This is a genomic window from Kitasatospora sp. NPDC050543 (assembly GCF_044457565.1).
In the GTDB taxonomy this organism is placed as follows: Bacteria; Actinomycetota; Actinomycetes; order Streptomycetales; family Streptomycetaceae; genus Kitasatospora.
In genome coordinates, this window is sequence record NZ_JBITGZ010000006.1 from 173535 (window position 1) to 197110 (window position 23576).

Here is a 23576-nt window from a genome sequence, read left to right on the forward strand (position 1 = left end):
GCATGGACCGATGCGCGTGGACCGATGCGCGTGGGCCGATGGCGCCGGCGGCCCGGCCACCGGCCTACCGGCCGAGTTGCGCGAGCACCTGCGCCGGACGATTGGTGATGATCGCGGACACCCCCAGCTGCACGCACAGCTCGACATCGGCGGGCTCGTCCACCGTCCAGACGTGCACCTGATGCCCCGCCGCCCGAAGTGCCGTCACCAGCCCGGGCCGGGACCGCACCAGGTCGATCCCCGGTCCGGCGATCCGGGCCCCGCCCGGCAGCGCCCGGCCGGGGCCGAGCGGCAGCGCGACCATCCGGTCGAACAGGAACACCCGGTCGAGCTGCGGCGCGGCCCGCCGTACCCGGCCCAGGGCCAGCGCGGAGAAGCTCATCACCCGGGCCTGCGGCCGTCCCGGCCCGGCCGGCGATCCGTCCGGCCCGGAGATCCCGAAGCGTTCCAGCGCCCGCAGCAGCTCGCTCTCGACCCGCCCCCGGTAGCGGACGGGGTGCTTGGTCTCGATGGCGAGGTCGACCCGACGCCCGCAGCCGGCCACCAGCTCCAGCAGGCTCTCCAGCCGCAGTACGCCCCTGGCTTCGGGGTCGTCGGCGATCTCGGGGGCCCCGATGCTCCCGGCGTTCCCTTCGTTCCCTTCGTTCCCGGCGTTCGGGGCCTGGGCCGCCGGTCGCTTCCAGGAACCGAAGTCGTACGTCTCCAGCTGCGCGAGGCTCATCGCGGAGACCACCCCGCGCCCGTTCGAGACCCGGTTGATCCGGCGGTCGTGCACGCAGACCAGCTGCCCGTCCGCGGTCAGCCGGACGTCGCACTCGACGGCGTCCGCGCCCTCGTCGAGCGCCCGGCGGTACGCCGCCAGGGTGTGTTCGGGCAGTGCGTCGGAGGAGCCTCGGTGGGCGATCACCTGGACCTGCCGCGCGGTGCGGGACGAGGTGGTCGGGGAGAGGTCGGGAGCGGTCACACGATCAACGATAGGCGGCGGAAATGACGCAAAGGCGAAGGCGGCCCCAACTGCGGGGGCCGCCTTCGTCCGTTCGTATCCGTCGTCCGTCGTCCGCGCACGTCCGTCGTCCGCGCACGTCCGTCGTCCGGGCGCGTGCGTCGCCGAGGCGCGTGCGCCCCCGGGACGGGTCAGGACGCGGTCGGCGCCGTCGCCTTCGTGGTGCGGTTCAGCGGGCCGAGCGCCCAGGTGGCGAGGGCCGGCACCAGGAAGCCGAAGAGCGAGGCCGAGGTCCACTCCTGCGGGGTGAAGCCCAGCGCGCTCTGCGCGCCCGTCCACAGGTCCACCCACCAGGAGCCGATCGCCGACGGCGAGAGGAACTGGTACACGGCGAAGCCCAGCGCCCACGGCAGCAGCATCAGCCAGCGCGAGGGCGCCTGCTCGGAGAGGTCCCAGCCGCGGCGGCCGGCGCCGAGGAAGTAGTCCACGGCGAGCACGGCGAACAGCGGCACGAAGACCGAGCCGATCAGGCCGAGGAACGCGTAGTACGAGGCGGTGAACTCGGTGATCTGCAGCGCCAGCGCCGTCACCAGCAGACCGATCCCGCCGGTCAGCAGCCGGCGGTCGACCCGCGGGAAGAGGTTGTGGATCGACATCGCGGTCGAGTACACGTTCGCGAACGACTGGTCGCTCTCGCGCAGCACCAGCACCAGCAGGAACAGCCAGCCGGCCGCGACCCCGGTGAACGAGGAGAAGACGTCGCCGCCCGACTGGAGCAGCGCGATCAGGCCCAGCACGTAGCACCAGACCTGGGCGATCGTGTAGCCGGAGAACGAGCCCCAGAACGAGGCCTTCCCGGTGCGCGAGTGCCGGGTGTAGTCGGCGGCCAGCGGCACGAAGGAGATCGAGACCGCGATGATCGCGTCGGTGGCCCGCAGGAAGCCGTGCCAGTTGCCCGCGCCCGGGTCCGGGAAGCCCTGACGGCCCAGCTGGACGGTGAAGTACACCATCGCCACGCCCACGGCCGCCGCCACGTACCGGCGCAGCACGGCGATGGAGCCCAGCGGCCAGATCGTCAGGGCGGTCGTCAGCGCGCCGGCCAGCAGCACGAACAGCCACCGGTAGTCGGCGGTGCCCGCCACCGTCTGCGCGCCCTGCGCGATCACGGTGAGTTCGAACACGCCCCAGCCGATGCACTGCGCGATGTTGAGCACGGTGGGGACGTACGACAGCTTCGTTCCGAACAGCCCGCGCAGCACGGCCATGGCCGGCGCGCCCGTACGGGCCCCGATCAGCGCGGCCACGCCGAGGCTCGCGGTGCCGATCACCGTGCCGACGACGATCGCGAGCACCGAGGCGGTGAAGGACAGCTCGGCACCCGGCTCACCCAGCACCGTCGCGGCGCTGGTGAAGCCGATCAGGCTGACGCCGAGGTTGGCCCAGAGCGCGAACTGGTCACGGAAGGAGAGCGTGCGCGGCGGCGCGGTGTCGAGCACGAGCGGCGCCTCGGCGCGCTCGACCGGTCTTGGACGCTCCAGTACGGCGACATCCGAGTGAACGGCGTCGGACGGCTGGGGCAAATCCGTGGACGCGGACGCGCCCGAAGAAGAGGATGGCGAAGCAGACGGCATGGCCGATACTCCCTACGCCGGCATTACCCGGACAGGTTCCGGCGGTCAGCGCTCCCTCGCCGCCCACGTCACGGTTACCGTGGCGTACGGTCGATCAGCGCACTCTCAGCCTGGAATGGGGTCCAAGCTCCCGCGTGTGTCAGTTTGGAGCGTCAGGGTAGCCGGACCTGCGGTGAACGCCAAGGCCGGGCGGTGTGCCGTCCGGATCGCGGGACACGTCGGGGCCGCTGCCGGGCCGCTGCCGAAGGGCCGTCGGGTGGGTGGTCGGCCGGTGGTCGGGCGATGGTCGGGTACGGCCGTTCGGTCCGGCTAAGGATTCTTAGGAGTTCTTCAGAGGGCCCCTTACGGCAAACGAATCCGCAATACGAAAAACTATGGTTCCTGGTTCTGTCAGCTATGGAGGTCGTCCGTGAGCACCGAGCGCGAGAGTGGGTCCACCGGGCCGCAGGGGGATGGCACCCCGGCGGACGCCCGGGGGGCGGGGGAGCCGACGCCGACGCTCGCCTTCGGCAGGCTGAAGTCACCCGAGGCGGCCGGCGCGGTTGAGCCTGCGGCTCCTGCCCCTTCAGCCCCTGTTGCCTCTGCCGCCTCCGAGGTGCCCGCCGCGCCGACCGCAGCCGCGCCGGCCGCCGAGCAGCCCCCGGCGTACCTGGACGCCCCGCCGCCGGTCCTGCCACCGGCTGCCTCGGCCCCCGCCGCGCCGGCCCCCGCCGCGCCGGCCCCCGGCGCACCCGCCGGGTACCCGTACGCGGCGCCGGCGCCCGCCCAGGCCGTTGCCCACGATCCGTACGCGGCCGCCCGCGACCCGTACGGCGCGCCGCAGGACCCGTACGGGAACCCGGCCCCGGTCCAGGCAGCGCCCGCCGCCGGTCCCGCCGAGCACGCCGCCCACAGCCCGTTCGGTGCCGGCCAGCCGCTCGGCGGCTGGGGCGCCGCCCACGCTGCCGCCCACGGCGGTGGCCCGGGCGGGCCCGGCGTCCCCGGCTACCCCGGTGAGTACCCGGGCGGCGCACCCACCGGCCCGCGTAAGAAGCGCGGCGGCCTGGTCGCCCTGATCGCCGCCGTGGCGCTGGTCGCGGGCGTGGCCGGCGGCGCCGTCGGCGTCGTGGTCACCGACCACAACCAGCCCGGCAGCGCCTCCGCCAACGACCACCGCAGCACCACGGTCCAGGCCGGCAACAACCAGAAGATCGAGCGCGCGGCCGACTCGGTCGCCGGCATCGCCCAGAAGGCCCTGCCCAGCACCGTCACCATCAAGGCGCAGGGCAACGGCGAGTCCGGGACGGGTACCGGCTTCGTCTTCGACACCGAGGGTCACATCCTCACCAACAACCACGTGGTCGCGCCCGCCACGAACGGCGGCAAACTGACCGTCAAGTTCGCCGACGGCAGCAGCTACAGCGCCTCGGTGCTCGGCCGGGCCGAGGGCTACGACGTCGCCGTCGTCAAGCTCGACAACCCGCCGAAGGGCAAGCTCACCCCGCTCCCGCTGGGCGACTCCGACAAGGTCCAGGTCGGCGACACCACCATCGCCATCGGTGCCCCGTACGGCCTGGAGTCGACCGTCACCACCGGCATCGTGAGCGCCAAGGACCGTCCGGTCGCCTCCGGCGACGACACCGGCGCCCAGGCCTCGTACATGAACGCGCTGCAGACCGACGCCTCGATCAACCCCGGCAACTCCGGCGGCCCGCTGCTCGACAGCAGCGGCTCGGTGATCGGCATCAACTCCGCGATCCAGTCCAACACCTCGGGCTCCGGCCGGGCCGGCAGCATCGGCCTGGGCTTCGCGATCCCGATCAACCAGGCCGGCTGGGTCGCCGACACGCTGATCAAGACCGGCACGCCGGTCTACGCCAAGCTCGGCATCCTGCGCAACGACGACTACAAGGGCGACGGCGCGCAGATCCAGACCAACTCCATCCAGGGCCAGGCGCCCGTCACCCCGGGCGAGGCCGCCGACCGCGCGGGCCTCAAGCCCGGCGACGTCATCACCAAGCTCGGCGGTAGCCCGATCGAGAACGGCCCGGCCCTGGTCAGCAAGATCTGGACGCACAAGCCCGGCGACACCGTCGATGTCGAGTACACCCGCAACGGCCAGACGGCCACCACCAAGGTCACCCTCGACAAGCGCACCGGCGACCAGTAGCCACCCGCACCACCCCCACCCCGCAAACCGAGTGCACCGAACCCCGCCGGACCCGTTAGGCTGACCTCCGCCTGGAGAGCTGCCCGAGCGGCCTAAGGGAACAGTCTTGAAAACTGTCGTGCGGTGACCCCGTACCGTGGGTTCGAATCCCACGCTCTCCGCCGGAGAATGGCCCCTGACCAGCACATCTGGTCGGGGGCCGATGCCGTTGGTAGCTGTGACCGCCTGCTGCTCGCTGTCACTTACCACCCGCTGGGGCACGGAGGGGGCACGGCTGGATTCAGCTGACGGAGGGGCAGACAGCGGATCTACCGACATGGCTGCAAAGCCTGCCGGAAGATCGGCGTATTAGAGCGACCGGCAGTAGGTGCGGAGGGTGGTCGCGACGAGGGGTGGCAGCAGAACGGGCACAGGCCCCGCGTGATCATTGAGTTCTCTACGCTCTGTGATCGCGAAGGACGACTGTGCCCGCGCTGCCATCATGCCTGCTCGAACCTGCCTGGGACCAGTTCAGGGCCCTGCTACCCGACCGGGCCGAGTTCGACCCCCGGCATCCGCTCGGTTGCCATCGGCGGCTCGTACGTGCCAACTGACTGCTACCTGGACGCGTGGGCCCGAACCGAAGCTGATCTGGAGCGACTGACCGCCGCCTTTCCCGAAGCTCGCCTCAAGTCCTTCGGCAAGGAGAGCGGCGAATTTCCCGTATCCGTGACGGTGAGCCTGAGAACCTTCGGGCAGGTGGCTGACGCCCTTCGCATCGGTGTGGGAATCTGCCCGCTCTACGTGCTGTGGCACAACATGACGTGGCCGTGTGTACCCGAGCTGGGTCTTGAACAGGAGCACAAGTACGCCGAGCTGCAGATCGCCTGCAACAGCCACGACATCTTTTGTGAGACTCCCACGCCTGAGCACACCGTGTTCCTCCACTCGCGTCACGGAGACGACGAACGTGTCGCGTGGCTGGCATCCAAGGTCGGTGCGCAGATCGCTGGACCGTCAGAGCTCGGGTGGTAGAACTCAGTCCTCGGGTCCCCAGGCCTCGCTACCTGGGCTGACGGACAGAGAACAACAGATCTCAAACGCGGTCTCAGGTCGCTGGGCAAGCCCGTCGTGCAGAAGAGCTTGTTGAGTGCGGGCCCCAGGCTCTGCAGACAGTTCGTCGCGCGCTCTGACCTGCGCTCGCGGGTGGTGGAGCGGTTTTGGCCGGCGTCCTGTCTGGTCTGGGTCCGAGCGTGATCGGGAGGCCGTAAGCTCATCGCTTCTCGGTCAGGGCCTTTGGGCCTGACCGCAATTTGGCCGAGTGGCCCCCTGGTCTTGCTCAGTGCGGGACCCGGTCCTCGGCCCGGTCCTGGCAGGTGGGTAGACCGTGGAGCCGCCCTTCCTGGACCCGGTGGGGTTGGTCCTGAGGTCTGCTCCCTCGCCCTCCTGTACCGGGGAGGGGGTAAGTCTGGACGACTCGACGGAGACCATCGACTGCCTCGCCGCAGCCGTCGCCGGCGTGCCATTGCCTGCGGGCGACTTCTCGGAACCGGGCAATATGGAACAGAACGCCATGATCTCCATAAAGGTTCAGCAACACTAACATCCTGGCATGGACGCGACGCAAACCCTCAAGCGGCGCTCAGATTTCCACATTTCTTGCACAAGCTCTGACATGATCGAGAACGTTCCGATCACGCAAGCAAAGAAATGAGTGAGTCGTGCGCATTCGCCGGGCAATATCCGTGGCGGCTTTCTCGGTCGCGGCGGTAATGGGCGGGGCGGCCGGCGCCAGCGCGGCTTCCCCTGCCTCTGTGCAGTACGGCCAGTGCGGCTACGACGGCCCCGACGGGTGCACCACATACTTCCAGCCGACTCGGGCGGCCTGCGAGGGCGTCATCTCCTGGTACAACTCGGGGTACCACGGGGACGCCTACTTTGAGTACAAGTACCGTACCTGCGTCACCAAGTTCGCTGGCGGCTGGGGCGGCCGGGGCTGACCTGCGGCTCCTTCCGGAGGGGCCGACCTCAATCCGGTCGCCCCCTCCCAACGAATACGGGGCGCTCAGCAGGCGGGAAAGTCAACGCGAACCGCCCATAGGGGATCGCACCCAGCAGCCCGAGCCCGGGCCAGCATGAAAGCGCCGCTCACGGATCAGGAAATGGGATATGGGCTCCGTTCTCGCACTTCTGGCAGGATTTGCAGCCGTGGCAGCAACGTCCGCAATATTCCTGTCCCGCAGGGACAGGAATCGCAGCCGTAATCCGGACGACGGCACCGGACTCCTGATCGAGCGGCAGCGCACCGCGAACGCCGCCCAGCTACGCTCGACATATTCCAGCTCTGCCGTCCACCACGGCACGGGTATGGCTGCAGACGAGCTGTACCGGCACTACTCGTAGGAGCGCACCCCGTGGCACGCAGGACTCGCATCCTGGCCTTGGCCGCCCTCGTGGCAGCACTGTGCCCGGCAGCGGACAGCTCGCCCCGAGTGCTTCGGCCGACTACGCTGCCCTGGCCGCTGCGGGCCATGCACGCCGAGGCGGCCTGGCGTATCTCCACCGGCGACGGGGTGACCGTGGCGCTCGTCGACAGCGGCGTCCAAGCAGATGCCGACCTGACCGGGCCACGCCTTCCCGCAGTCGATTTCACCGGCTACGGGTCTCCGGAGACCGACGACGATCAGGTCACCTCCCACGGCACCATGATGGCGGCACTGATCAATGGAGCTCGCGGTCTGCCGGGCCTGGCGCCCAAAGCCACGCTGTTGCCGCTCAAGGCCGTCATGTCCAGGCCGAGGAGCCAGCACGGCGACAGCGATGCCATCCGCTACGCGGCTGACCACGGCGCGAAGGTCCTAAACCTGTCCTTCGGGCTACCTTCCTCCCCGGACTCCTGGCAGGAGGCGGTGCGTTACGCCGTCAGCAAGGATGTCGTGGTCATCGCGGCCGCCGGAAACTCCGGCGCCTACCAGTCGCCTCTGAACTACCCGGCCGCCTATCCCGGAGTCCTGGCGGTCAGTGCGACAGGACCCGACGGTCGGCTGTCGACCCTCTCCACCTGGGGCCCAGGCCTCGGCCTCGCCGCCCCAGGCGCACGAATGCCCCTCTACAGCCGAGGATGCACGAACTCCACCGCGTACTTCGCGGTCTGTGCCACCGGCGACGGCGGAACCAGCGCCGCCGCCGCCTACACCTCGGCCGCCGCCGCCCTGCTTCGTTCGGCCCATCCGGACTGGGACGCCAACCGCGTCATCGCCCACCTGCGCAACACCACCAGGCCACCGCACGGCGACACCGGAAAGTACGGCGCCGGAATCCTGGCTCCCGACCTCGCGCTCAGCACGCCAGAGGCCGCAACCTCCACTGCTCCGTGAGTGCGCTCCTGTAGCACGTCTCCGCAGCCGACTGGCATGGCCACGGTCGTCGCTCTGCTCTCACTTGAGCTCCCCCGCTGGGAGGAAGGCGCTGATTGACAGGCCCGAAACGCCGCATCGCCGTGGACCGGCTGTGGACCAGCACTGCTGCCCCCGTGCAATGGCGAGCGCTTCGCAGCGGCTCACTGGCCAAGGACGTGCTGCCTACGGACTCGTTCTTGAAAACTGTCGTGCGGTGACCCCGTACCGTGGGTTCGAATCCCACGCTCTCCGCTGGTAGGAGATCCACCTGCTCAAGGCGGGTGCCGGAAGCCCTACGGCACCCGCCTTCTGCGTTCCCCGCACCGAGCGGTCTGCCGGACGGCACGCCGAGGGGCCCCGACCGGTGGCGTGCTCGGGGCCTCGACGGGCACGGGCGCGGCTGAGTACTCGTCAGCCGACGCCGATGCCCCACGTCTCGTCGCTCACGACCGTCCAGTCGCCGCTCTGCTGCGCCGGGATGTTGGCGGTGCCGTAGGTCACGGCGCCGTTGACGGGGCAACCCGCGCCCTTGTAGCCGTAGATGGAGACCTTGCCCACCCACCACCAGCCGCTGACGTAGTTGTCGTGGTTGGGCGTGGGCGCGCACTTGGACACGTACTGGCCGCTGTTGTTGTAGCCCGTGATGTTGACCGAGCCCGCGATGCCGAGGCTGTCCCGGAAGATGATCTGTTGCCCGTTGGTGCCCGCGCTGGCCGGTCCGGCCGCACCCACCATGCTCCCGGCCGCGATGCCCAGCACCGCGGCACCGGTGGCGAGCCTCCTGCTGATCTTCATATGTCCCCCTCCGAAGATTTCGCCGCCCGCCCGTTCGATGACGGCGGCGGAGTGATGGTGCGCCTGCCTTCGCCGAGGTGGAGCCGTCCCGGCAGCACGCAGCAGATCCATCCGGACCCGGGCGGGCGCAGAACCAACATAGGCATCGGTGATCACCATGACGAGGGTCAGATTCAGCAGGGGATGGTCCCAATCCCGTCCCAAGGATCTGACCTGCGGATTGGGACATCGACTGGCGATGAAGTGGGTACGACCCACGCCCGCCGCCCGGCCCCGAGGCCGCCGCTGCCGCGGCCGATCCGCCGTGCGGGCGGGTCTATTCGAGGGCGGATGGTTGCAGGGGGTCGGCGCGCGCGAGCATGACGGGGAGCGGGGTGCAGGTGCGGGCGGCGGCGGGGCGGCGAAGTCGTGCCCGGCGCAGTGCATCAGCTCGGCGCAGCGGGGGCAGGCGTGGCCGCGCGGGGAGGGGTGACGCTTGAAGGAGCTGCGGCAGTTCAGGCAGACGTGGTGCAACCGGTAGTGGACCATCCCGTAGAAGCACACCCGGGCACCGTACTCCACGCCGGCTTGACCCTGACACGGTGTGAGGCCCTGCACTGGGAGACATCATGTTCAACATCGGAGACTTCGCCAGGCTCGGCCGGGTGTCGGTCCGGATGCTGCGTCACTACGACGCCATCGGGCTGCTGCGCCCCGCCGATGTCGATCCGTTCAGCGGGTACCGCTCCTACGAGGCGGCGCAGCTCGCACGGCTCAACCGGATCATCGCCCTCAAGGACCTCGGCTTCACCTTGCAGCAGGTGCAGGCGGTCGTGGACGAGGAGGTGGGCGCGGAGGAGCTGCGCGGGATGCTGCGGCTTCGGCGGGCCGAGCTGGCGGCGGCGATGGCGGCGGACGCCATGCGGCTGACCCGGGTCGAGGCGAGGCTCCGGACGATCGAGAGCGAGGGGCAGATGCCTACCGAAGATGTCGTGGTGAAGCGTGTTCCGGCGGTCCGGGTGGCCGAGCTGACGGCGGTCGCGGACAGCTACGACCCCGAGCACATCGGGCCGGTGATCAGCCCGCTGTACGACGAGCTGTGCCGGCGGCTTCCCGCAGCCGGGATCCGTTCGTTCGGGCCGGGCATCGCGTACTACGAGGACGCGGCGGCCGGCCGGGTGCAGGAACAGGAACAGGAGCAGGAACAGGAGCCGGTGCTCGTCCATGCGGCGATGACGGTGGAGGTGGAGGCGCGGGACGGGTTCGACTTCGAGATCGTCGACCTGCCCGCCGTCGAGCAGGCCGCGACGATCGTCCACCGGGGGTCGATGGACGCCGTCCTGGCGACCGCGCAGCACCTGGCCCGCTGGATCGACTCCAACGGCTACCGCCCGGTCGGGCACGCGCGGGAGCTCTACCTGGAGTGCCCGGACGATCCGCAGCTGTGGGTGACCGAGCTCCAGCAGCCGATCGCCCGGGGCTGACCGACGGGGCCCCGTGCCTGCGGCAGGCGGCCCCTACTTGCCCCGCCCCGCCGGGCGGGGCAGAGTGCGGAGCGGGGCGCGGCGTGGTACGAGGAGCATCGGAGACTGCGGTGAGTGACCTTACGGACCGGTTGGCGAGCGGACTGCCGCAGGGGGCGCTGGCGGTGGATCCGGACGTCACGGCCGCCTACCGCCATGACATGGCGGGCTTCTGCGAGGCCGGGGCGCCGGCGGTGGTGGTGTTCCCGGAGACCGTCGAGCAGGTGCAGCACATCATGCGGACCGCCACCGACCTGCGGGTGCCGGTGGTGCCGCAGGGCGCCAGGACCGGCCTGTCCGGGGCCGCGAACGCGGTGGACGGCTGCATCGTGCTGTCGATGGTCAAGATGAACCGGATCCTGGAGCTGGACCCGGTGAACCGGATCGCGGTGGTCGAGCCGGGCGTGGTGAACGCCGAACTGTCCCGGGCGGCAGGAGAGCTGGGCCTGGCGTACCCGCCGGACCCGTCCAGCTGGGAGTCCTGCACGATCGGCGGCAACATCGGCACCGGCGCGGGCGGCCTCTGCTGCGTGAAGTACGGCGTGACCAGCGAGTACGTACTCGGGCTGGACGTCGTGCTGGCCGACGGCCGGCTGCTGTCCACCGGCCGGCGTACGGCCAAGGGTGTGGCGGGCTACGACCTGACCCGGCTGCTGGTCGGTTCGGAGGGCACGCTGGGCGTGGTGGTACGGGCCGTCCTGGCGCTGCGACCGGCACCCGCACCGCAGTTGGCGCTGGCGGCGGAGTTCCCGAGTACGGATGCGGCCTGCGCGGCTGTCTGCGAGGTGATGGCGCGGGGCTTCGCGCCGTCGCTGATGGAGCTGATGGACGGCGTCCATGTGCGGGCCGTCAACCGGATGGCGCAGATGGGGCTGCCCGAGTCGACCCGGGCGCTGCTGCTGGTGGCCTTCGACGGACCTGATCCGGCGGCCGACCTGGCGGCGGTCGGGGAGCTCTGCCTGGCGGCCGGGGCGACCGAGGTGGTGCCGGCCGAGGATCAGGCGGAGTCCGAAATGCTCTTGCAGGCACGGCGGTTGTCGCTGCCCGCGATGGAGCTGCTGGGCACCACGATGATCGACGACGTCGCGGTGCCGCGTTCGCGGATGGCCGAGATGCTGCGCGGCGTCGCAGAGATCGCCGAGCGGCGGAGCCTGACCATCGGCGTGGTCTCGCACGCGGGGGACGGCAACACCCACCCGATCGTCGTCTTCGATGCGGACGACCCGGACGAGACGGCGCGGGCCCGGCAGTCCTTCGACGAGATCATGGCGCTGGGACTGGAGTTGGGCGGGACGATCACCGGTGAGCACGGAGTCGGGCTGCTGAAGCGGGACTGGCTGGCGCGCGAGCTGGGGCCGGTGGGGCTGGAGATCCAGCGGGGGCTGAAGGCGGTGTTCGACCCGCTGGGAATCCTGAATCCGGGGAAGGCCATCGGCGGCCCGGTTGCGGATGGGGCGGCGGCGAGTGGCGAATTCAGCCGGTGATTTCTCGCCACAGGTGAATGATCGCAGGATCACTCCATGGCCTGATCGCCTCGTCACCTGATCGCCTCATCGCCTCACCGCCTCGCCAGCTGATCGCCTCGCTGTGATGCCGCATTGCTCGCCGCCCAATTTGTCGACATGGACGGCTGACCACCCCCTGGAGGGGCGTGTAGTGGCGTGACGTGCGCTGGGGTGGTGCGTGCAGTGGTGCGCGGATCCGGCCCGAGCGGGTGCCTGGTCGGCCGCGATCCGCGCCGTTCGGGCGAACTGCCAACCCGCCACCGGTGCGTCTGTCTACGAACGGTTGGCCCTGTAGGTATGCGCGACGGGCGGGATGTCACGCTAACGAGCGAAAAGCCCGGTCGGGGCTGGCGCTTTGTCGATTTGTTGCGGAATTCTGATCTCGGCGTCGCAGCCCGCCGGGGTTCGTCTGGCCACGAACTCCCGCAAACATTGCATGATTTACAGCTTCTTGGAGGCTCTTATGACTCGCATCCGCGCCAGGCGTCTGGTCGGTCTTCTCGCCGCGGCACCGCTTGCTGTCGGTCTGCTGCTCGCCGGGGCGGGCGCTGCGGCTGCCGACAACGGCGCGCTGGCAAGCGACAGTTCGAACAGCAGCGTGGTGTCGAACATCGGCAGCGGCAATATCTTCGGTTCGGTGGACGGCAACTACAACTCGACGCAGCAGACGGCGACGGGCTCCGGCGCCTCCAACCAGAACAACACGCTCGGCGTGAAGGACAACGCCGGCTTCGTCTACGCGGACCAGTCCAGCAGGAACCTCCACGTCGTCCTCGTTCAGGTCTCGCACTGACGGCGGGGGCGCCGTAGGTGGGCCGGCGCGGGTGAGCTGAGCACCCGCGCCGAGCTCGAAGACCGCACGACTGGACGACCGTACGACTTGCTTCACCGGGTAGCGGAAAGGGTCACCGCGAACCGGCCTCGTGGGCGGTGCCGATCATCGGCACCGCCCACGGGCATGCATGCCCGGGCGCCGACACCCTCCCCGGTACGGTTGCGCTCGAACACCGCCTGCCGGGCGTACCGACGCCGGGCGTGAGAGGGCGGCGCGGAGCGAGCGCGTGGGAGGCACCGTGACACAGTCGACGGACGGCCGGGCGGCGACCGGCGGACCACGGACGGTGCCCGAGCTGTTGCTCGGCCGGCCGCCGATGGCCCGCGAGCTGCCGAGCTTCGACCCGTACCGGGCCCCCGCCGGGCCCGGGCAGCTCTTCGTCGACTGGCTGGTGGACGCCGTCGAAGCGGAGGTTCCGGACCACCAGGTGGTCACGCTGTCGACCGTCGACGCGGACGGCGCACCGGACGCGCGGGTACTGGTCCTGCGGGACGTGGACGTCGCGCGGTGCGGCTGGGTGTTCGCCACCGCCGACGACAGCCCGAAGGGGCGGCAGCTGGCCGCGCACCCGGCCGCGGCCATGACCCTCTACTGGCCGCTGCTCGGCCGGCAGGTGCGGATCCGCGGCGAGGTCGAGCAGGCGCGGTCGGAGGTCGCGGCGGCCGAGTTCCTCACCCGGTCGCCCGGCGCGCGGGTGGCCGCCCTGGTCGGCCGGCAGAGCGAGGTACTGGAGTCGCCCGCCGTGTACGAGGCCGCCGCCGACGTGGCTCGCCGCGCCCTCGCCCAGGAGCCGGGCACGATCGCCCCCGGCCACGCCGTCTACACGCTCTGGGCCCACGAGGTGGAGTTCTGGCAGGGCGACGCCGACCGCCGCCACGTCCGCCTGCGGTACGTGCGAAGCGGCGACGGACGTCGGGATTCCTGGGCCCGGACCATGCTCTGGCCCTGAGGTCTCATGGGTGACGGCTGAGGGCTTGCAGCTGACAGAGAGCGGCTGACGGCTGACAGATGACAGAGAACGGATGACAGCTGACAGAGAACGGATGACCGGAGACGGCTGGCGGACGACAGAGAGCCGATGACCGACGACGGACGCTGACCACCACGCGCCACCGCCACCCGTGCCGCCCTGCCACCCCCGCTACCCCGCCGCCTAGCGGCGCCCGGTCAGCGTGGCGCCCACGCTCGCCGCCACCACGCACGCGATGCCGGCCAGCTGCGGCCACCCGAGCAGCTGGTGCAGCACCAGCAGTCCGACCAGCGCACTGACCGCCGGCTCCAGGCTCACCAGCACGCTGAACACCCGCTGGGGCATCCGCCGCAACGCCGTCATCTCCAGCGCGTACGGGATCACCGGCAGCAGCAGCGACACCCCTGCCACGGCGAGCAGCAGCAGGACCGGCGAGGCGGTCGGGGCGGTCAGTCCGTCCCAAGCCTGGCCGAGCCCGAAGGGGGCGAGCGTCAGCGCGCCGACCGTCATCGACACCGCGAGGCCCTGGAAGCCCTGGAACGCGGCACCGACCTTGTCGGTGAAGAGGATGTACGCCGCGTAGCAGGCGGCCGCGCCGAACGCGTACGCCAGGCCGACCGGGTCGAGCGAGGAGCCGCCCTCGCCCCCGGCGAACAGCGTCAGCAGGGCGACCCCACCACCCGCGAGCAGTGCCCAGAGCAGATGGGCGGCACTCCGGGCGAAGACCAGCGCGACGGCGAGCGGCCCGAGGAACTCGATGGTGGCGGCCGTCCCCATCGGCAGCCGGTCGATCGCGCCGGCGAACAGCAGCGTCATCCCGGCGGACGCCATGCCGAGCAGCGCGGCCGCGCCGAGGTCGCGCGGGCTGCGGCCGCGCAGTTTGGGCCGGGTGACCGCCAGCAGCACGACGGCCGCGAAGCTCAGCCGGAGGAAGGTGGTGCCGCTGACGCCCAGCGGCGCGAACAGCGGCTTGGAGAGGGCGAGGCCCAGCTGCACGGTGAACATGGCCATCAGACAGAGAAGCGGCGCCGGGATTCTCTCCGGGCGCCGCAGCAGCTTCGAGGTCCGCCGGCCTGACGACCGGCCGGCCCCTGTCCCCGGTGGCGCTGCGGCAGGCCCACCGCCCGCCTGGCCGCCCGCACCGCTGCTACCCGCGCCGCTGGCGCCCGCACCACTGCTCCCGGCACCGTCCGCGCCGCTTCGTCGCCAACCACCACGCTCGCCGGCGGGCTCGCCCTTGGGGGCGGGCGGCATGGCAAGGGACTCGGCGGTGGCCGGGACGGTGGCGAGGGCGTCGCCGGGGATGGGAGTGGGCATGGTGGCGAGTGTGCCGTAAGGAGTCCAGGTGGCGCAAGCTCGTTACCAAAATGTGGACGAACCTGGATGAGTGCGGCCGAACGTGTGGGGGCGGGGGAGGCCCGGCGCGGCTGTCCGCTCGATCCGATGAGCCGTCAGTATCAATGACCCTGTGCGCTATCTTCGTCCGGCCGCGCTTACCGCCGCCTCCCTGGTCCTGTTGCTCGCCACCGACGGGACGGGGGGCGCCAGCGCCGAGGCGACCGCATCCGGCGGTGGGGCCCACCGCATCCGGCGCACCGTGCTGCCGGACCGTGCCGCCGCCAGGCTCGACGAGCTGCCGCAGGAGGTCTTCACCGGGGCCGGGTTCGACGTCTGCACCGCGCCCTCGCTGGAGACCCTGCGGGCCTGGCGCACCGCGTCGCCGTACGGCGCGCTCGGCATCTACAGCAGCGGCGGCCAGCGGGGCTGTGACCAGCCGCGGCTGACCGCCGACTGGGTCCGGATGGCCCGCGGGATGGGCTGGCGGCTCATCCCCACCCACGTCGGGCTCCAGGCGCCGTGCAGCACGCTGAAGGGCAAGCCCAAGCGGATCGACCCGGCCCGGGCCGTCCAGCAGGGGCGGGACGAGGCGGCCGAGGCCGTCCGCGGCCTGGAGAGCCTGGGCTTCGGCAAGGGCAGCCCGGCCTACCTGGACATCGAGTCCTACCCCACCGGCGACCGCGGCTGCGGCCAGGCCGTCATCGACTTCACGCTCGGCTGGACCCAGGCGCTGCACGACGCGGGGTACCGCTCCGGGTACTACTCCAGCGTCGGCTCCGGCATCGCCGACCTGGCGGCGGCCGAGCGTGTGGGCAGCTTCCCGCTCCCGGACGCCGTCTGGTACGCCCGGTGGGACGACCGTGCGGTGACGGACGGTCAGGGCGCGCTGGATCCCGGGCAGTGGGACGCGCACCAGCGGATCCACCAGTACCGCGGCAACGTCACGGAGACCTACGGCGGCGCCACCCTCACCATCGACCGCGACCGGCTCGACTCGCCGGTCGGCGTCTAGTCCGGCGAGCCGGGCCGCCGGCGGCCCCGGGTAAGGTGTGGCGCGCCGGCGAGCACAAGGCAAGCAAAGGGGGCGGCATGCCGAATGGGCATGGGCATGGGCAGGGCCGGGCGTACGGCCAGGGTCAGGGCCAGGGCCAGGCGTACGGCCAGGGCGAGGCGTACGGCCAGGGGTACAGCGGCGGCGGATACGGCGCCCCCGCGCAGAACCCGTACCAGCAGGTTCCCCCGCCGCCACAGAACCCGTACGGCGAGAATCTCTACGCCCAGAACCCATACCAGCAGCAGGCCCCGTACCAGCCGGCCCCGTCCGCCCAGGCAGCCCAGGCCGGGCCACCCGCCTACGCCCAGCCGGCCCCGCCCGCGTACGCCCAGCCCGCCCAGCCCGCCCAGCCCGCCCAACCCGCCCAGCCCGCGCCGCGGAGCCCGTACGAGCAGGCGCCTTCGATCGCCGCTCCCGGCGGGGGATTCCCCGGCCCGGGGCCGCGCCGTAGCCGGACCGGCGTGCTGGTGCAGTTCGTACTGCAGTGGATCTACGCCCCGCTCTGGATCGGCGCGCTGGTCGCGCTCTTCGCCCTCCTCCTGTTCGCAGGCGGCGGCGGGCCCTCCGGGCCCGAGTCCGACACCTGGCTGAAGCCGAACCGCTACTTCATCCCGCCGCGCCGGCTGCGCGCCGAGCTGACCGGCCGGCCCGAGGACTGGGAGGCGTACCTCGCGCCGATCCTGGCCCGTCGGATCCGCGCCGCCGAGGCGAAGCACGCCTGCGGCGACGGGGTCGTCCAGGCCGACGACAGCCGCGAGGTGGGGCTGCGTCTGCCGGTGCGGCTCTACCGCGGGCTCGGGCCGGCGGGGGTCGTCCGGCTCGCCGAGCGGCACGGCTGGTCGGGCGTGCCCGGCGGCGCGGACGGCGAGCACACCTCGTTGCGCCGCCGCTTCCCCGCCCCGCCGCAGGTGTACGGCCCGGCTCCGCAGGATCCCCCGCCCGCTCCCGGCACCCCGTGGGGGCCGCGGCCGTCCCGGTTCTTCCTGCTGCTGCCCTTCATGCTGGTGCTCCAGCTCGTGTACATCCCGGTGGTCTTCCTGCTGACGGCCTGGAGCAGGACCACGGACCCGGAGTACTGGGACCTCTGGGGCGCGCGCTGGGCGGTCGGCCCGCGGGCGATCTGGCCGGAGCTGACCGGCAGCACGGCGGCCTGGGACCGTCACGTCCGACGGATCCTGGAGCGCGAGGTCACCAAGGCGACGGCGAACACCCCGACCGGGGCCGCCCGTGGGGTCAGCCGCCCCGACGGCAGCGTCTCCCGCCGGGTCAAGATCAACCTGGCCACCTACCGTGGCATCGGTGCCCACCACGTCCTGCGTATCGCCGCCGAATCCGGCTGGCACCTCGACCCGGCCTACACCCCCCGCCCCGACGTCTCCGTCCGCCTCACCCGCGCGGACCGTCCCGGCGACGCGCCCAGGCCGTGACCGCGAGCTCGCCGCGGCCGTCGCGAGGCGGCCGCGGCCGGAGGCCGTGACGGGGGCAACGGGGTGCGGGTGCTGACAGGGGCTGCGAGGGGCGGCACAATCAGGCTCGGCTGGCCCTCGTTACCGTCGGGTAGCCGTGACCCATGTGCCGCCTGGTCAAGGAGGACCCCGCGTGTTCAGCACGATGCAGGACGTACCGCTCACCGTCGCCCGGATCCTCACCCACGGGGCGAGCGTCCACGGGCGCTCCGTCGTCAGCACGTGGAACGGTGAGTCCGCGGACGTCCGCACGTTCGCCGAGGTCGGGGCCAGGGCCGCGCAGCTCGCGCACGCGCTGCGCGACGAGCTCGGGGTGACGGAGGACGACCGGGTCGCCACCCTGATGTGGAACAACGCGGAGCACCTGGAGGCCTACCTGGCCATCCCCTCCATGGGCGCCGTGCTGCACACCCTCAACCTGCGGCTGCCCGGCCAGCAGCTGTCGTTCATCGTCAACCACGCCGCCGACCGCGTCATCATCGTCAACGGCAGCGTGCTGCCGCTGCTCGCCGCCGTGCTGCCGCAGCTGAACCCGACCCTGCGACACATCGTGGTGAGCGGGCCCGGCGACCGGTCGGTGCTGGCGGGCTTCGCGGGCGCGGTGCACGAGTACGAGGACCTGATCGCCGGCCGTCCACTCGACTACCCCTGGCTCACCGACATCGACGAGCGCCGGGCCGCCGCCCTCTGCTACACCTCCGGCACCACCGGCGACCCCAAGGGCGTGCTCTACAGCCACCGGTCGGTCTACCTGCACTGCCTGCAGGCCAACGCGGGCGACTGCTTCGCGCTGACCGCCGCCGACACCGCGCTGCCGGTCGTCCCGATGTTCCACGTCAACGCCTGGGGCATCCCGCACGCCGCCTTCATGTCCGGCGCCAACCTGCTGATGCCGGACCGCTTCCTCCAGCCGAAGCCGCTCGCCACCATGATCGACCAGGTCGGGCCGACCGTCAGCGCCGCCGTCCCGACCATCTGGAACGGCCTGCTGGACGAGCTCGACACCGGCGACTACGACACCTCCGCGCTGCGGATGGTGGTCATCGGCGGTTCGGCCTGCCCGCCGGCCCTGATGCGCGCGTTCCGGGACCGTCACGGCATCAACGTCGTGCATGCCTGGGGCATGACCGAGACCTCCCCGCTCGGCACCTTCGCGCTCCCGCCGGGCGGTCTGACGGACGAGCAGGAGTGGTCGTACCGGGTCACCCAGGGCCTGTTCCCCGCCTCGGTCGAGGCGCGGCTCTCCGGCCCCGGCGGCGAGCGGATGCCGCACGACGGTGCCTCGGCCGGCGAGCTGGAGGTGCGCGGGCCGTGGATCGCCGGCGCGTACTACGGCGGCGCGGGCAACGACCCCGAGCGGCCGGACGACAAGTTCAGCGAGGACGGCTGGCTCCGCACCGGCGACGTCGGCACCATCACGCCGGACGGGTACCTGACCCTCACCGACCGCGCCAAGGACGTCATCAAGTCAGGCGGCGAGTGGATCTCCTCGGTCGAGCTGGAGAACCACCTGATGGCCCACCCGGAGGTGGCCGAGGCCGCCGTGGTCGCCGTCCCGGACGAGAAGTGGGGCGAGCGGCCGCTGGCCACCGTCGTGCTGCGGGCCGGCGCCGGCGCCGGCCTCCGCGAGCTGCGGGCCTTCCTGGCCGAGCGGGTCGCGTCCTGGCAGCTGCCCGAGCGCTGGGCGCTGGTGGAGAGCGTGCCGAAGACCTCGGTCGGGAAGTTCGACAAGAAGGTCATCCGCGCGAACCACGCCGCCGGCGAGCTGGACGTCACCGTCCTCGGCAAGGACTAGCCGGGGGCCCCACCACGCACCGCCCACCGCGCATCACGCACCGCTCCTCGCTCACCGGCCGCGCGGCCGGTGAGCGAGGAGCGGTGGGCGATGGCCCGAACGGGCGCTACTGGCCGCTCGCCAGGCCCAGCGCGCCGGCCGCCGGCATGCCGGGGACGCTCTGCTCGCCGATGGTGCCGATCCGGCCGAGCAGGTCGACGATCCGCGACTGCACGTCCGCCGTGGTGGCGCGCTCGGCGAGGAAGAGCACCGTCTCGCCGGTGCGCAGCCTGGGCAGCTCGCGCGGGTCGAGGCCGGTCGAGGTGTAGACGACCAGCGGGGTGCGGTGCAGCCGGTCGTTGGCGCGCAGCCAGTCCAGCAGGCCGACCCGGCGGCGGCGGATCTGCAGCAGGTCCATCACCACCAGGTTGGGCTGCACGCTGCTGGCGCGGGCGACGGCTTCGTTCTCGTCCACCGCGTGCTCGACGTGCATCCCGCGCCGTTCCAGGCTGCTGATCATCGCGGCCGCGATGTCGGGGTTGCCCTCGACCAGCAGTACCCGGGGTGCGTGGTTCTCTCCGTCGCGCGGCGCCAGGGCGCGCAGCAGGACGGCCGGGTCGGCTCCGTACGCCGCCTCGCGGGTGGCCTGGCCGAGGCCGGCCGTGACCAGTACGGGCACCCGGCTGTTCAACGCCGCCGTCCGCAGGGACTGCAGCGCGGTACGGGTGATCGGGCCGGTCAGCGGGTCGACGAAGAGCGCGGCGGGGTAGGCGGCGGCCTGGGCCTCCACCTCCTCGCGGGAGCGGACGATCACCGGCCGGTAGCCGCGGTCCTGGAGCGCCTGCTTGGTGGACGGGTCGGGCTCCGGCCAGACCAGGAGCCGGCGCGGGCGCCCGTCCACGGCGGGGGCGACCATCGTGGGGTCGTCGGCCGGTGCCGGCAGCGCCGGTTCGCCGCTGCCGGCGGCGGCCAGCTCGGCCATCGGGCGCGGCGGCGTACGGGACTCCACCGGCGCGCCGACCTGCATGCCTACCTGCATGCCGCCCGGCGCGCCGACCTGGCTTCCGGCCTGCCCTGCGCCCTGCGGGGCGGGCGGCTCGGGCGCCTCGGTGGCGGGGAACGCCGCGGGGAAGGCGCCGGCGAACGCGCCGCCCGCGCCCATCGGACGCGGCGGTGCGAGTTCGCCCAGTCCGCTGCCCACCGGCTGCGGCTGCTCGGGCTCGGCGCCACCCACCCCGGGGCCCTGGGGCCCGGTGGAGGCGGCCGGCAGCGCGGGGCGGGCAGGCTCCAGCGCGGAGCCGACGGCCGGAGCGCTACCCGGGACGCCCGGCTGCGGCGAGCCGTCCTGCTGCCCCTGCCCGTCCGGCGGGAGGCCCTGGGGGTTGCCCTGCGGGCCGACCTGCTGCGCGGCCCGGCCGGGCTGCTCGTCCGGCCGGACGGCCGCCTCGCCACCCGGCGGTACGGCCAGCCGTCGGCGCCGGCCGGTGGGCTGGGCCGGGGCGGGCTCGGGCAGGGCGGGCGCGGGGCCCGCCGGGAGGGCGTTCTCCAGCCCGGGGTAGAGCGGGGTGCCGGCGTCGGGCACGCCGGGGATCGAGAAGCCGCCCGAGGAGTCGTCCTGGGCGGGCAGCGCGCGCCGCCGCCCGGACGGCTGCGCCTGCTCCGGGCCGGGCTCGGCCTGGGCCGGGGGAGCCTCGACGGGGCCTGCGCCCAGGGCGATCGGCCCGCGTGCGGACGGTTCGCCGCCCTCGCCCTGCGGGGGCGAGGTGGGTGCGGCGGGCGCGGTCGGCGTGGCCTGGCCGGAGGGGCCGGGGCCGAGCGCGATCGGTCCGGCGGGCCTGGCCTCCCGGGACTCCCCGGCCTCCGGGGCCGCCCGGTCGCGCTCGTCGCCCGCCGGGCCGGCGGGTACCGCGTACGCCGTGCCACTGCCGTCGTCGCCGCGCCACGGGTCGGCCTCGGGGCCGTGCGGCGCGCCGGCGGGGGGCCTGCCGTACGCCGGGTCGTTGCCGTTGCCGTTCCACTGCTCGGGGACGGCCCGCCCGGCTCCGCCGGTGCTCTGCCCGGGACGGCCGGGGGCCTCGTTCCACTGCTCGGGGGAGGGCGGCCGGTCGGCGCCGCCCCACTGCTCCGGGCCGCCGTCGGGACGGGGCGGAGCTTCGTTCCAGTGGTCGTGCCCGGCGGCGGGCCGTCCGGCCCCCGTGTCGCCGGGGTCGCCCGCTGCGGCCTTGGCGGCGCGGCGTGCGGCACGCTCCGCCCGCCCGCTGGTCGCGGGCCCGTCTGCGGGTTCGCCCGAGTCCATGGCCGAGCCCGCGCCGGTACCCGCGCCGCTCGCGCCTACGCCCGCACCCGTACCGGCGCCCGGCTCCGCACCACCCGGTCGGGTGGCACCCGCGGCACCCGCGGCGTCGGCCGGGCCGGCCGAGCCGGAGCCCGGGGCGTCCTGCGTCGGCGAGGCCGTCGGCAGCAGCTCCGGAATGCCCGGCAGGTCGGGCAGTACGGCGGTGTCGCTCTCCTTCGGCGCGTCCCGGCGGCCACCGGCGGCGGCGCGCTCGGCGGCGGCCTTCGCGGCGACCGGATCCAGCGGAAGCTCGACCACATACGTGGTGCCCGCCCGGTTGGGCAGCTCGTGCCGCTGGAGGACTCCGCCGTGCCGCTCCACCGTGCTGCGGGCGATCGGCAGGTGTACGGGGCTGCCGCCGAGGCCGGGGCCGCGGATCTCGATCCGGGCCACCTCGCCGCGCTGCGCGGCGGCCAGCACCACCATGGGGGCGTCGCCGCCGACCGGCGGCAGCGCGGGGGTGCCGGACACGGGGCCGTCGGTGGCCGCCGGGCCGGCGTCCAGCGACAGGGCGACCCCGCTGACGTCCGCGACCAGGTGGGCGAGCGCCTGCGCCAGCCGCTCCCGGTCGGCGATCACCTCGACCGGCGCGGCGTGCACCGAGAAGCGCACCCGGCCTGAGCCGACCAGCTCACCGGCCCGCTCGACGGCCTGCCGCACGACGGCGTCCAGGCCAACCGGCTCCCGCTCCAGGGTGCCCTGCCCGTTCTCCGTCCCGGCCTCGAAGCGCTGGTAGGACAGCACCCCGTCGATCAGCTTGCCGAACCGCCGGCACTCGTCGGCGAGCCGCCGCAGCGTCCAGTTGGCCTCCGGCCAGAGCTGGCCGGCCGGGTCGCCCGCCAGGGCGTCGATCCGCCGGTGAAGTGTCGTCAGCGCCCCGCCGAGCTCGCTCTCCAGCACCGCCGTGAGGTGCTCGTTGCGGGCGACCAGCGCCAGCTCCCGGGTGCGGTCTGTGAACGTCATCACCGCGCCGACCAGCTGGTCGCCGTCCCGGACGGGGGCGGTGGTGAGGTCGACGGTGACCGGGCGGCCGTCCTTGCGCCACAGCACGGTGCCGCGCACCCGGTGTTTGCGGCCGGAGGTGAGGGTGTCCAGCAGCGCGGACTCCTCCAGGTTCAGCGGCGTGCCGTCGGCCCTGGAGTGCTGGATCAGCGGGTGCAGCTCACGCCCACCCAGCTCGCTGGCCCGGTACTCCAGGATGTGCGCGGCGGCCGGGTTGACCAGCACACAGCGCCCCTCCAGGTCCACGCCGAGCACGCCCTCGGCCGCGGCCCGCAGGATCATCTCGGTCTGCTTGTGCTGGCGCCGCAGCTCCGCCTCGACCCCGAGCCGGCTGGAGAGGTCCCGGACGAGCAGCAGGAGCAGATCGCTGCCGGAGGGCCGCGAGCCCTCCCGGTACGGGTCGTACGGCACCAGCGGGGAGAGCGCGTAGCCGCGCCCCTCGCTCGCGCCGTCGTCCGCGAAGTCGTTGCCGGACACCTCCACGGGGAAGGTGGTGCCGTCGGTGCGCCGGGCGCTCATCCGAACGGGGCGGTCGAGCTCGTCGGCCTCGCGGGGGGCGGGGCGCATCGAGCCTGGGATGCGGCTCGGATCGAACTCCGGCAGCAGGTCGAGTACGCCCATGCCGACCAGCGACGTGCCCGGAGCCTGGAGGCTCTGGACGGCGGCGTGGTTGGCATCGACGACTGTGCCGTTGCTGTTCACCAGCAGCAGCGCGTCGGGCAGGGCATCGAGTATGGCGGCGAGGCGAGCAGCGCCTCGGATCGGCCTGCTGCTCACGTCGACAGGTCTCCTCGGCTCAGGGCAGCTCCTCCGGAGACTGGAGTATCTCATTCTTCTTTGCGGTGGGGGCGACCCGCCTAGTAACGTAAGCGGTGGTTGGTGCCGGGCCGGTAGGCTGTG

16 protein-coding genes, 1 tRNA gene and 1 riboswitch are annotated in these 23576 nt (G+C 72.7%); of the genes, 12 read left to right on the forward strand and 5 right to left on the reverse strand.

What is annotated here, in order from left to right; all coding sequences use genetic code 11:
• Positions 1-64: 64 nt before the first annotated feature.
• Complete coding sequence (locus tag ACIBH3_RS10105; RefSeq protein WP_396311460.1) at positions 65-964, reverse strand: glycerophosphodiester phosphodiesterase family protein; 900 nt, start codon at positions 962-964, stop codon at positions 65-67.
• Positions 965-1134: 170 nt separating this feature from the next.
• Entirely contained in the window at positions 1135-2523 is a 1389-nt protein-coding gene (locus tag ACIBH3_RS10110; RefSeq protein WP_396311461.1) for a purine-cytosine permease family protein, read from the reverse strand.
• 43 nt (positions 2524-2566) lie between these two features.
• A riboswitch (TPP riboswitch) is annotated at positions 2567-2718 on the reverse strand.
• Positions 2719-2983: 265 nt separating this feature from the next.
• On the opposite strand from ACIBH3_RS10110, the gene ACIBH3_RS10115 reads away from it, so the two are divergent.
• The 5 genes from ACIBH3_RS10115 (at position 2984) to ACIBH3_RS10135 (ending at position 8079) form a co-directional block, all read left to right on the forward strand.
• Entirely contained in the window at positions 2984-4723 is a 1740-nt protein-coding gene (locus ACIBH3_RS10115) for a S1C family serine protease (RefSeq protein WP_396311462.1), read from the forward strand.
• A gap of 73 nt (positions 4724-4796) precedes the next feature.
• Positions 4797-4884, forward strand: a tRNA-Ser gene (locus ACIBH3_RS10120).
• Positions 4885-5143: 259 nt separating this feature from the next.
• Positions 5144-5737, forward strand: coding sequence for a hypothetical protein (locus ACIBH3_RS10125; RefSeq protein ID WP_396311463.1), 594 nt, complete (start codon positions 5144-5146; stop codon positions 5735-5737).
• 779 nt (positions 5738-6516) lie between these two features.
• A complete protein-coding gene (locus tag ACIBH3_RS10130) occupies positions 6517-6702 on the forward strand; it encodes a hypothetical protein (RefSeq protein ID WP_396311464.1) in 186 nt (61 codons plus the stop codon).
• Between the two features lie 531 nt (positions 6703-7233).
• Positions 7234-8079, forward strand: a complete 846-nt coding sequence (locus ACIBH3_RS10135; RefSeq protein WP_396311591.1) for a S8 family serine peptidase — start codon at positions 7234-7236, stop codon at positions 8077-8079.
• A 432-nt stretch (positions 8080-8511) separates the two neighbouring features.
• On the opposite strand, the gene ACIBH3_RS10140 is transcribed toward ACIBH3_RS10135, so the two are convergent.
• The gene (locus ACIBH3_RS10140) at positions 8512-8895 is read right to left on the reverse strand and encodes a hypothetical protein (protein WP_396311465.1); all 384 of its coding nucleotides are present in this window, start codon (positions 8893-8895) and stop codon (positions 8512-8514) included.
• A gap of 608 nt (positions 8896-9503) precedes the next feature.
• Here ACIBH3_RS10140 and ACIBH3_RS10145 point away from each other — a divergent pair.
• From ACIBH3_RS10145 to ACIBH3_RS10160, 4 genes are all read left to right on the forward strand, one after another.
• On the forward strand, positions 9504-10358 hold the full coding sequence (locus ACIBH3_RS10145; protein WP_396311466.1) for a MerR family transcriptional regulator: 855 nt from the start codon (positions 9504-9506) through the stop codon (positions 10356-10358).
• A 110-nt stretch (positions 10359-10468) separates the two neighbouring features.
• The gene (locus ACIBH3_RS10150; protein WP_396311467.1) at positions 10469-11881 is read left to right on the forward strand and encodes an FAD-binding oxidoreductase; all 1413 of its coding nucleotides are present in this window, start codon (positions 10469-10471) and stop codon (positions 11879-11881) included.
• A gap of 484 nt (positions 11882-12365) precedes the next feature.
• Entirely contained in the window at positions 12366-12695 is a 330-nt protein-coding gene (locus ACIBH3_RS10155; protein ID WP_396311468.1) for a hypothetical protein, read from the forward strand.
• Positions 12696-12975: 280 nt separating this feature from the next.
• Positions 12976-13686 carry a pyridoxal 5'-phosphate synthase gene (locus tag ACIBH3_RS10160; RefSeq protein ID WP_396311469.1) on the forward strand — a complete coding sequence of 237 codons (711 nt, stop codon included), beginning with the start codon at positions 12976-12978 and terminating at the stop codon, positions 13684-13686.
• 204 nt (positions 13687-13890) lie between these two features.
• On the opposite strand, the gene ACIBH3_RS10165 is transcribed toward ACIBH3_RS10160, so the two are convergent.
• Positions 13891-15024 carry an EamA family transporter gene (locus ACIBH3_RS10165; RefSeq protein ID WP_396311470.1) on the reverse strand — a complete coding sequence of 378 codons (1134 nt, stop codon included), beginning with the start codon at positions 15022-15024 and terminating at the stop codon, positions 13891-13893.
• 151 nt (positions 15025-15175) lie between these two features.
• On the opposite strand from ACIBH3_RS10165, the gene ACIBH3_RS10170 reads away from it, so the two are divergent.
• The 3 genes from ACIBH3_RS10170 to ACIBH3_RS10180 all read left to right on the forward strand — a co-directional run bounded on the left by ACIBH3_RS10170 (position 15176) and on the right by ACIBH3_RS10180 (position 19360).
• Positions 15176-16057 (forward strand): DUF1906 domain-containing protein, encoded by an 882-nt coding sequence (locus ACIBH3_RS10170; RefSeq protein ID WP_396311471.1) that lies wholly within the window; start codon positions 15176-15178, stop codon positions 16055-16057.
• A gap of 77 nt (positions 16058-16134) precedes the next feature.
• Complete coding sequence (locus ACIBH3_RS10175) at positions 16135-17526, forward strand: hypothetical protein (protein WP_396311472.1); 1392 nt, start codon at positions 16135-16137, stop codon at positions 17524-17526.
• A 172-nt stretch (positions 17527-17698) separates the two neighbouring features.
• Positions 17699-19360, forward strand: coding sequence for a long-chain fatty acid--CoA ligase (locus tag ACIBH3_RS10180; RefSeq protein ID WP_396311473.1), 1662 nt, complete (start codon positions 17699-17701; stop codon positions 19358-19360).
• Between the two features lie 106 nt (positions 19361-19466).
• On the opposite strand, the gene ACIBH3_RS10185 is transcribed toward ACIBH3_RS10180, so the two are convergent.
• Complete coding sequence (locus ACIBH3_RS10185; RefSeq protein ID WP_396311474.1) at positions 19467-23453, reverse strand: PAS domain-containing protein; 3987 nt, start codon at positions 23451-23453, stop codon at positions 19467-19469.
• Positions 23454-23576: the final 123 nt, after the last annotated feature.